General features: G+C 56.6%; 7 protein-coding genes. 1 reads left to right on the forward strand and 6 read right to left on the reverse strand.

Annotation, left to right across the window (positions count from 1 at the left end; genetic code table 11):
• Positions 1 to 8 precede the first annotated feature (8 nt).
• The 3 genes from B3041_RS01615 to B3041_RS01625 all read right to left on the reverse strand — a co-directional run bounded on the left by B3041_RS01615 (position 9) and on the right by B3041_RS01625 (position 4772).
• Positions 9 to 1934: a methyl-accepting chemotaxis protein gene (locus tag B3041_RS01615; RefSeq protein ID WP_292968685.1), complete on the reverse strand. Its 1926-nt coding sequence runs from the start codon at positions 1932 to 1934 to the stop codon at positions 9 to 11.
• Between the two features lie 316 nt (positions 1935 to 2250).
• Positions 2251 to 3645 carry a YfcC family protein gene (locus B3041_RS01620; RefSeq protein ID WP_292968687.1) on the reverse strand — a complete coding sequence of 465 codons (1395 nt, stop codon included), beginning with the start codon at positions 3643 to 3645 and terminating at the stop codon, positions 2251 to 2253.
• A complete protein-coding gene (locus B3041_RS01625) occupies positions 3642 to 4772 on the reverse strand; it encodes a M20 family metallopeptidase (protein WP_292968688.1) in 1131 nt (376 codons plus the stop codon). The genes B3041_RS01620 and B3041_RS01625 overlap by 4 nt, the downstream gene beginning before the upstream one ends.
• Positions 4773 to 4890: 118 nt before the next feature.
• Between B3041_RS01625 and B3041_RS01630 the strand changes: the two genes are divergently transcribed.
• On the forward strand, positions 4891 to 5817 hold the full coding sequence (locus B3041_RS01630; protein WP_065647405.1) for a LysR family transcriptional regulator: 927 nt from the start codon (positions 4891 to 4893) through the stop codon (positions 5815 to 5817).
• A gap of 46 nt (positions 5818 to 5863) precedes the next feature.
• Here the strand turns inward: B3041_RS01630 and mqo are convergent, their stop codons facing one another.
• From mqo to kup, 3 genes are all read right to left on the reverse strand, one after another.
• Entirely contained in the window at positions 5864 to 7510 is a 1647-nt protein-coding gene (gene mqo, locus B3041_RS01635; RefSeq protein ID WP_292968690.1) for a malate dehydrogenase (quinone), read from the reverse strand.
• 310 nt (positions 7511 to 7820) lie between these two features.
• Entirely contained in the window at positions 7821 to 8129 is a 309-nt protein-coding gene (locus B3041_RS01640; RefSeq protein ID WP_292968692.1) for a YdgH/BhsA/McbA-like domain containing protein, read from the reverse strand.
• Positions 8130 to 8355: 226 nt separating this feature from the next.
• A complete protein-coding gene (gene kup, locus B3041_RS01645; protein WP_065647402.1) occupies positions 8356 to 10224 on the reverse strand; it encodes a low affinity potassium transporter Kup in 1869 nt (622 codons plus the stop codon).
• Positions 10225 to 10485: the final 261 nt, after the last annotated feature.

Here is a 10485-nt window from a genome sequence, read left to right on the forward strand (position 1 = left end):
AGAGCCGATTAAAAGCTTTCCCAGCTGGCGTCGGCGGTGGCGACAGGTTTGGGTTTAACCATTGATGGTGCGAGGGCAGGCTTCGGTGCAACCCGCGCCGCATTTTCCTGTTCTGCTGACAAACGGAAGATAGCCACGGTTTTCTCCAGTTCAATCGCCTGAGATTCCAGCGAACTCGCGGCGGCCGAGGACTCTTCAACCAGAGCAGCATTCTGCTGAGTGGTGGTATCCATCTCCGACATCGCCTGCGCAATCTGCGAAATGCCCCGGTTTTGTTCGTCAGACGCGGCCGCAATCTCCCCCATAATGTCGCGGACCTGCGTCACCGACTGCACAATATCGTTCATTGTGGTGCCGGCGCGATCCACCAGCGCGGAGCCGTCGTTAACGCGATCCAGTGATTCACGGATCAGCGTCTCAATCTCTTTTGCCGCCACGGAGCTGCGCTGCGCCAGATTCCTGACCTCGCCCGCCACCACCGCAAAGCCGCGTCCCTGTTCTCCGGCCCGCGCCGCCTCAACCGCCGCGTTCAGCGCCAGGATATTGGTCTGGAACGAGATGCTGTTAATGACATTGATGATTTCACCGATTTTACCGGAGCTCTGGCTGATGCCGCTCATGGTGGTGATCACGTCACGGATAATCTCGCCGCCGCGGCCCGCATTGCCGGAAGCGTCGGTCGCCAGCTGGCTGGCGTGATGGGCGTTTTCAGCATTCTGCTTCACGGTTGAGGTCAGCTGTTCCATACTCGCGGCGGTCTGCACCACGGCGGCACTCTGCTGTTCGGTACGGGAAGAGAGATCGGTATTTCCGGCAGCAATCTCTGCGGAGGCGCGCGCCACGCTGCTGACGCCACTGCGCACATTAGCAATAATGGTCTGCAGGCTATGGTTCATGGTGTCGACCGCCTGCATCAGCTGGCCCAGTTCGTCACCCCGGGTGGTATTCAGGGAGATGGTCAGATCGCCGGCGGCAATACGCTGTGCCGCGCTGAGCGTTTCACGCAGCGGGTGGGTAATGTTGCGCGTAATGCGCCAGGCAATCAGCAGGCTCAGCACCACACAGATCAGGGCGGCAATAGCGATACGCCACTCGGCGCCTTTAATAAACGAGGCAGAAAGCTGCGACTGATAACTGAACATCTCAGCCACGCCTGCGTTCAGTCGTTCCGCCGCTGCTGTCAGGCTCGTGGATTCGCTTTTTTCGGTGCTGAAGGCGTTCATATACGGTATCAGGGCGGGGCGCTGCTGATTAATGGTGGCCAGCACAGCCTGGGTTGCGGTCGTGATATCTCCCTGATTAAAACTCCCGAGCAGCTCGGTAAGGGTGGTGATGGTAATAAATTTATCCGTGATGGCATCTCTGCTGGTTTCACCCGGGTTTTTCAGGAAGTTCTCTTCAATATTCGCGGTATCGTAGAGCGTGGCGGTGAGCTGCATAACCGGCGGCGCGGTCTCTGGCGTCAGGCCGCGGTTCAGCGATTCCAGCTGATGCGCCAGCTTGATCAGCGTGGCGGGCGTAATTGCACTGAAGGTGCCGGTGGTCTCTTTGGCGGCAGCGACAAATTTTTCGCGCTGGTCCCGATAGCTGCGCATTAGTTCGCCCAGCTGATTCACTTTCTGCAGACCCTCTGCGTCCCAGCTGAACGTACCCAGACGCTGGTAAAGTGAAGCGAGTTCTTTCAGCGCTTCAACGTTCCGCACGGCAAACTGCTCATCTTTTGTGTACTGATACAGGGTGCGATTCAGCCGCGCTTTGCTGAGCGTATTCACCATCTCAACCGTGACCGTACGCCGGGCTGAGTTATCTTTAATACTGCGAAAACAATCAAATGCTATAACAGTTATTGCCAGTGAGGCGGCAATCACAATAATAAAACCGGCTCCCAGTTTCTTTCCGATTTTAATATTTGAGAGGGAGTGAGCAAGGCCCATAACATTCACCTTTAGTGAGATATTGAAATGCTGGCCAGAGCCGTGCGGACTTCATGCTCTGCCGTCAATTTACTATCGTCACGGCTAACGGAAGCTTGATAGCTATTTTTAGCGTTGCTGTAATTATTTAGTTAGCGGAGTAGTATTTTATGAAGTGATTATAATTTTTTACATTCAACGTTTTATAAGAATAAAAATATTGATCCAGAACAATACGAACCCGTTAAAAATAGTACTGCAGCCGATAAACAGATCATCTCCGGGAAAGAAAGAGGCAGCCCCTGAATAAAGCGGGCGCTGCCTGAGCAGGGCACGGTCAGAAGGGACCCCAGTCGATAGCCACACCAATCAGCAGCATCACTACACAGATCACAAACCAGATGGCGATGACCGGGGCAACAAAGCGCAGCCACTGACCGAAAGAGACGCCAGCTGTAGCCAGAACCGCCATCAGCACGCCGGAGGTCGGGCTCATACAGTTAACGATCCCTTCACCCAGCAGCACCGACTGCACCATTACCTGACGCGTCAGGCCAAGGTTATCGCCCAGCGGTGAGAAAATCGGGATCAAAAGCGCAGACTCCCCTGAACCGGATGAGATACCAAAGTGGATCAGCGCTGCGCTGATAAACATGCCAATGGTGGCCAGCCAGGCGGGCACCGGCTCCAGCAGGCCGGAAAGAAACCCGACAATGGGGTCGAGTACATTACCCTGCTGCAGCACCAGCGAAATAGCGGCTGCCATACCCACGATAAACGCCCCTTTAACCAGCGTGGCGCAGCCTGCCAGAAAGGTGTTGGCAATGTCCGATCCGGACAGGCGGCCCAGCAGCCCGATCACTATGGTCAGCAGAATAAACATCGCTGACATCTCACGGGTGCCCCAGTGATAGCGCACCGTACCGGCAATAAAGAGCAGCAGCGCCAGCGCTGTTGTCGCCAGAATCAGCTTATGGCGCCCGGTCACCGGTGCACTACTCTCTGCTTCGGCACGCATCGCTGGCCGGTACTCACCGTTTTTACGCGCCCGGCGCACCGCGTGGATCAGGTAAAGCGCGGCGCTGACCACAAACAGCAGGCAGGTCAGGGCGCGCAGCAGCATGCCGGAGAACAGCGGCAGCTGCGCCAGATGCTGTGTCAGCCCGGTGGTGGCCGGATTTAAAATGGCAACATTGTAGCCAGCGGCGCAGGTCAGGTAGACCAGTGAGGCCCCAAGCATAGGGGAGAGTCCGAGTGAACGCCCCACCAGCATTCCGATTGGCACAAAGGCGACCACCGCATTAACAACCACGCCGGTGGTGCCCAGCAGGGAGAAAATCGCGGCGAAAATAATGATGATGCGCGTATCGCTCAGCGTGCTGCTGCGCGACAGCGCCTGCAAAGCGGTGGCTATCGCACCGGTTTTCTCAATCACCGCCAGTACGCCGCCGGTAAACAGGATCAGAAAGATAATCGGTGCCTGTTTGACCATGCCTGCGGCAATCGCCATAAAGATCTCCAGGGGCAGCACGCCACTCTGCGGCACCGCATGCAGACTCTCTTTTACGGCAAACTTAATGCCGTCACGCGTTTCATAATCGTAGACGCCTGCCGGGATAAGCCAGGTCGACACAGCGGCCAGCACCAGGATAATAAACAGCAGCAGGTAGGGGCTGAGGCCCTCCCGCTGGCGCACAGCGGTGTCCGGTTTTTCCAGCGGTATCTGTGTCATGGCGTCTCTCCGCTCAGCAGGCCAGCCAGCAGCGCGGTACGCTGCACCACCTCCGCGACAATAATATGCTCATGACGTGCATGGATCCCGGCACCGGTTGCCCCCAGTCCATCCAGCGTGGGCAGCCCGAGCGCCGCGGTAAAGTTGCCGTCGCTGCCGCCGCCAACGGAGGCTCCCTCCAGCGTCAGTCCCAGCTGATGACCAATGTGCACCGCGCGGGTAAACAAGGCGCGTGATGCCGCGCTCTGGCGCATAGGCGGACGGCTTTGTTCACCGCTGATGTGCAGGGTCACACGCGGATCGTGCGACTGCAGCTGCATGATCGCCGCATGCAGGCGCGCCGCTTCCTCTTCTGAGGTGACGCGCGTATCCACTTCAAGACGGGCGCGATCCGCCACAACGTTCGCCCGGCTGCCGCCGCTGGCAACGCCGACGTTGACCGTAGTGCCACGGTCAGGCGCGTTGAGCGCGTGCAGCGCCAGAATCTGCTGCGCCATCTCCTGAACCGCGCTGGCGCCTTCTTCCGGATTGTTGCCGGCGTGCGCGGCCAGGCCGGTCAGCGTAAGGTCATAGCGGCCGGTGCCTTTGCGGGCGACCTTCAGCGCGCCGCTGCCCGCCACTGCGGGCTCCACAACAAAGACCTGTGCGGAGCCCTGCGCATGCGTTTCAATCCACTGCTGTGAGCTGGGGCTGCCCAGCTCTTCATCACTGTTGCAGAGAAACACCACCTGCTGCCAGCCGGGCAGGTTAAGCTGCTGCAGCGCGCGTACTGCCCAGATCGCCTGTACCAGTCCCGCTTTCATATCAAGAATGCCGGGACCGTATAAGCGTCCCGCTTCTTCACGCAGCGTAAGTTCACCTGTATCCCAGACGGTATCGAAATGACCAATAATGGTGCTCTGCGGCGTTTGTCCGCCCAGCGAAAATTTCAGGTGATTGCCGTAGTGCTGCTGCGGTGTTATTTCAGCCCGTACGTTAAGACGCTGCTGAAACAGCTGCTGCAGCACCTCACCGCAGGCGTCGACGGCAGGCTTATCGTCAGAGGGAGATTCAGCCGCTACCAGTTTTTTAATATCCGCCAGAATGTCTGCGGCGTGCTGTTCCAGATAAAGGGCGATCGCTTTCATTTTATATTTTTCCTGTCTGTCGGGTTTGCACTGGCAGTATGCGCAGAAAAAACACGGTAGAAAAATAAGCCGCGCTGGTTATTATTGTTGCTCTCAGGTCAACAGATAAGCGCAAAGTATGACGTTATCCAGCTATCCGGAAAAATCGATAAGTTACTTATATGAGGTCGGGATGCATGGCGGTATTCGCCGCGCTGCAGACGCACTGGGGGTAAACGCTTCTGCGATTAGCCGCCAGCTGGCGCAGCTTGAGCGCGCACTGCAGCTGCCGCTGCTGGAACGACGTGGCAGAAATGTCGTTCTGACCGACGCCGGTAAACTGCTGGCAGAGGATTATGCGCTGACCAGCCAGCGCCGCCGGCAGCTGGAGCGGCAGCTGCAGGATATGCGTCATATGCGCGGTGGCAGCGTCACGCTGCGCGTGGGCCAGGGAATGGCGGATGAAGTGATCCGCCATGTTATAGCCGAGTTTTCGCAGGCTTATCCGGCGGTGTTCGTCAATATTCAGTCGGGAGATATGCAAACCACGCTGACGCTGCTGGCAAAAGGGGAGGTGGATATGGCGGTCAGTTTTGGCCCCTCAGGTCCGCCCGGACTGCGCTGTAACAGCTTCAGGCGCGGCCCTATCTGTGCGGTAGTCCCGCCCTCGCATCCCCTGGCCACGCTGGAAAAGGTGACGTTGTCACAGCTGGCCGCGCATCGTCTTATTGGTATGGATGAACAGTTTGGATTGCAGCGCTACCTCAATGCCATGTTCAGGAGTGAAGGACTGATTTTTACGCCTGCCTGCAGCTGTAACCTGTTTACCAGCGCAATTTCACTGGCGCTGGCCGGGCAGGGCGTGGCGTTTATGACGCCGCAGACGCTGAAAAGTATTCTCGATCACGATCGGCTGGTTGCAGTGCCGCTTGATCATCGCATCGCGCGCGACAGCCAGTGTCAGCTGCTGCACAGCGCCGATCACCGCATGACGCCTGCTGCACACTATCTCTGGCGGCTGCTGAACAGCTATTTTGCGCGCTCTGCTGACGGGTTACCGGCATAAAAAAAGCCGGACAGTGTCCGGCTTGCAGGTTCAGGGCTGGCCGCGATTACAGCGCCATATCCTGTTTAGCAGATTCTTCACGCGGCTTCGCCTGCATCGGCGCGGCCTGCGGCTCGCTCATAGTAATGACCGGTGGTTTGGTCAGCTGCAGTACAGAAGCGGTGTTATCCCATACCTGCTGCGTCAGCGCGGTATTACCATTCAGCTTCTGGCCAAAGCTCGGAACGATAGAACGGATTTTTTCCTGCCACTCCGGTGAAGCAAACTGCTGCGGGAACAGCGATTTCATCACGTTCAGGGTGATAGGCGCAGCGGTTGACGCACCTGGTGACGCACCCAGCAGGGCCGCAACGGTTTTCTGCTGATCGGTAACAATTTCCGTACCGAGTTTCAGCACGCCGCCTTTATCCGCATCTTTCTTGATGATCTGTACGCGCTGACCCGCCTGAATCAGTTTCCAGTCCTCTTTGCGCGCGTTTGGATAGTACTCTTTCAGCGCGGCAAAGCGATCATCATCCGTCAGCATGACCTGACCAATCAGATATTTCACCAGGTCAAAGTTATCGATACCCACGTGCGTCATCGGCATAACGTTGCTGGTGGTGGTTGCGCTCAGCAGATCAAACAGCGAACCATTTTTCAGGTACTTGGTTGAGAAGGTCGCGAACGGCCCGAACAGCACCACTTTTTTACCGTCGAGGTTACGCGCATCGATATGCGGAACCGACATCGGCGGTGCGCCCACGGAAGCCTGACCATACACTTTCTGCAGGTGACGGCTGGTGATCGCCGGGTTTTCGGTCATCAGGAATGAGCCGCCTACCGGGAAGCCGCCGTAGTTGTCCGCTTCCGGAATGCCGGTTTTCTGCAGCAGCTTGATGGCCGCGCCGCCGGCACCGATAAAGACATATTTCGCATCAACGCTGCGATCTTTACCGCTCTTCACATCTTTAATCGTGACGTGCCAGGAGTTATCACCGTTACGTTTGAAGTCGGTGACTTCAGACGAGGTCTCCAGCGTGAAGTTCTGATCTTTTTTCAGGCTGCCGATCAGCTGACGGGTAATTTCACCGTAGTTGACGTCAGTACCGACTGGCGTCCAGGTCGCAGCAACTTTCTGCGCCGGATCGCGGCCTTCCATCACCAGCGGTGCCCACTGCTCAATCTGCTTGTGATCGGTTGAGAATTTCATGCCCTGGAACAGGGTAGTTTTCTGCAGCGCCGCATAGCGTTTAGTCAGATACTCAACGTTTTTATCACCCCAGACGAAGCTCATATGTGGCGTAGAGTTGATGAAGGAACGCGGGTCGTGCAGCACACCGCGCTCAACCTGGCTGGTCAGGAACTGGCGGGTGATCATGAAAGACTCATTGATTTCCAGCGCTTTGCTAACGTCGATTGAACCGTCTGCACGCTCTGGCGTGTAGTTCAGCTCCATGTTAGCAGAGTGACCGGTACCGGCATTGTTCCAGCCATTGGACGATTCCATCGCCACGCCGTCAAGACGCTCAACCATCAGCTGTTTCCAGCCCGGTTGCAGCTCCTGCAGCCAGGTGCCCAGAGAGGCACTCATGATCCCGCCGCCAATCAGCAGCACGTCGGTTTTTTCTGGTGCATTTTCAGCGTGAACCGCTGAAGAAACAAGCAGTGCGGTCAGCGAAAGCGCGGACACAATTTTTTTGGTCTGATTCATGCCAGTCCTGTTCTATATTCAGTGCAGATGAACGTTAAAAATTCGGATGGCAAATTAAAATATTGTTACGGAAAGATTAACCTGTTTTTAGTTATTTAAGTATTTACACCGGTTAATTAAGTTACATAACAATATTCAGGCTAAATAAGCAGCAAATAAGGCGGGAAGAGTAGGGTAAATATCAGCAGGATAACCGCTTCTGTTGCGCGGTTATTCTTTATAACCACAGGCTGAACGTAAAGCAAATAAAACTGCGGGTAATTTGCGTCAGGCGCCCGCCAGTTATTCAGCAGGCGCAGAGACGTCAGCGTTAGCCATTCAGCGCAATGTCATCACCGATATGATAGAGCGTTGCTTTCGCTGCCAGTACCGGATGCCCGTCATGTGCCGGTTCATGCGATTCCACATCGCTGATGTGATATCCCGCTGCGCCTGCTGCCAGCGCCTTTTTGACCACCGCATCGGTTAACTCATCCATTGAGGTTGCCCAGCTTACGCTGGTCACGCTGGTAGGGCGCAGTGAAGCGATCTGCTGGGGTGTCAGATCGGCACGAACCAGTACCGGCTGGACATCCTGCGGAGTGAAGATTGAGATAACATCATTGATTAACGCTTTCATAAGCCTGCTCCTGAGATAATTGCACGATGGGGATCCGTTATGCATTTTTCTGCCCGGTTTAAAAAAGCGCGGGCGACAAGGTGACTAAACACCCTGCCGCGCCGTCTGGTTTAGCTTTAATTGCTAATATCTTGTTAAGAAAAGTTCTGCCACAACTTTGTCACTTCAGCAGTAACCTGGTTGCATCTGCTTACAGGTTTACGCCGTATGCTAATGCGTTCACGGGTTAAAACTCGCGCTGACCACCCAGCTCAATGACGCGGTTTGGCGGGATATGAAACTGTTCATGCGCCCGCAGCGCGTTACGCTGGCAAAAGTGAAAGATACCGCCGCGCAGGCGCGCCAGACCATGACGCTGCTTCATCACCAGCGTATCGTGGGAGGTGAAAAACGACGCTTCATTAACCGAGCAGCCAAAACCCTCCAGTCCGCACAGATGCAGGATCTCTGTCATCGACGGCGTTTCACGCCAGCCATAGGCCGCAGTCACCTGCCAGAAGGAAGCAGAGAGCGGCGTCAGCGTAATACGCTGCTGATTATGCACGCGCGGCGTATCGATAGTGCGGATATGCAGCAGCACAACGCGCCGGTGCAGCACGCGGTTATGCTTAAGGTTATGCAGCAGCGCCTGCGGGATCTCAAACTCTTTACGCGCCAGAAACACGGCGGTACCCTCCACGCGGCTGGGCGGGCTTTTTTCCAGCGAGCTGACCAGCGCCAGCAGGCTGGCCTGACTGCTGTCGAGCCGCCGGATCAGCCGGTTGCGTTCGCTGCTCCAGGTCAGCATCAGCGCCATCATGGTCAGCGCCAGCAGCGCCGGGATCCAGCCGCCGGAGAGCAGCTTCATCAGGTTGGCGATAAACAGCGGCACATCGATACTCAGCATGATGAGTAAGAACAGCCCGGCCAGCGGCAGCGGCCAGTGCCAGTTGCGCCGCGCCACTACACCTGCCAGTCCGGCGGTGATCACCATCGTTCCGGTTACGACAATGCCGTAAGCAGAGGAGAGCGCCGACGACTCACGGAAGGTTATTACTATCAGCATCACTGCGGTAAACAGCAGCCAGTTCACTACCGGAATATAGATCTGACCTGACTCGGTATGCGACGTGAAGATAATGCGCATCGGCGGCAGAAAACCCTGCCGTATCGCCTGATGCGTCAGCGTATAGACACCCGAGATAACTGCCTGCGCGGCGATAACCGTTGCCAGCGTAGAGAGCACGATCAGCGGGATTTGCCCCCACGCCGGTGCCAGCAGATAAAAGGGATTACTGAGCGCGGTGCTATCCGCAATGACCAGTGCGCCCTGACCAAAATAGTTGAGTACCAGCGCGGGCATGGCGACAACCAGCCAGGCGAGGCGGATAGGGGTTTTACCCAGATGCCCCATGTCAGCATAGAGCGCCTCGGCACCGGTGACGGCCAGCACTACCATGCCAAGCGCCGCCAGCGCCAGCGCAGGGTGGCTGAGCAGAAAACCGAGCGCATAGTGCGGGCTCAGCGCCTGGAGCACCTGCGGATGAAGCAAAATGCCGCGCACCCCAAGCAGCGCAATGGCGGCAAACCAGATAAACATCACCGGCCCGAATATGCGGCTGACCTTGTCGGTGCCCTGACGCTGAATGACAAACAGCAGCGTCAGAATAACCAGCGCCAGCGGTACAATAAACGGTTTCAGCGCCGGTGAGATGACCTCTATGCCCTCAATGGCGGAAAGCACCGAAATCGCCGGGGTGATCACGCCGTCGCCATAAAAGAACGCGCCGCCAATCAGGCCCGCCAGCATGACAACGTGTCCCGCTTTGCTGCTGACGCCGCGTCGGGCCAGCGCCATCAGCGTCAGGATGCCCCCCTCTCCGTCATCATCCGCGCGCATAACGAAACAGACATACTTCAGCGTAACGATCAACGTCAGCGCCCAGAAGATCAGCGATAAAAAGCCCATGACTGCAGCCGGTGAGACACTGCCGTCGGGCAGAATCGACAGACACTCTTTCAGGGTATAAAGCGGGCTGGTGCCGATATCACCAAAGACGATACCGGCAGCGGCCAGCATGCCGGCAGGCAGCGAGGCTTTGTGCGGGTGTTTCATGGGGTTCCTGCTCAGGTTAACAGAAGGGCGCTATATCTCTTCAGCGCCGGAGTAATACCGGCGAAGATAGCGGTTTTCTGCACAGGCAGGGAGAGGGTGGCGACTATTCACACACCATTTTTACGCCGTGAGCGCAAATTTTTACGCGATTTTTATACCGCTGTGCGTTTATCAGGCAGAAAAACAGGCTTCAGACTGCGTCAGCCTGAAGCGCTGGCAGAGCACGTCACCTCTTTTATCACTACAGGTGCCGGATCGTGC

Source organism: Pantoea sp. UBA4549 (genome assembly GCF_002387285.1).
Lineage (GTDB): Bacteria > Pseudomonadota > Gammaproteobacteria > Enterobacterales > Enterobacteriaceae > Pantoea > Pantoea borealis.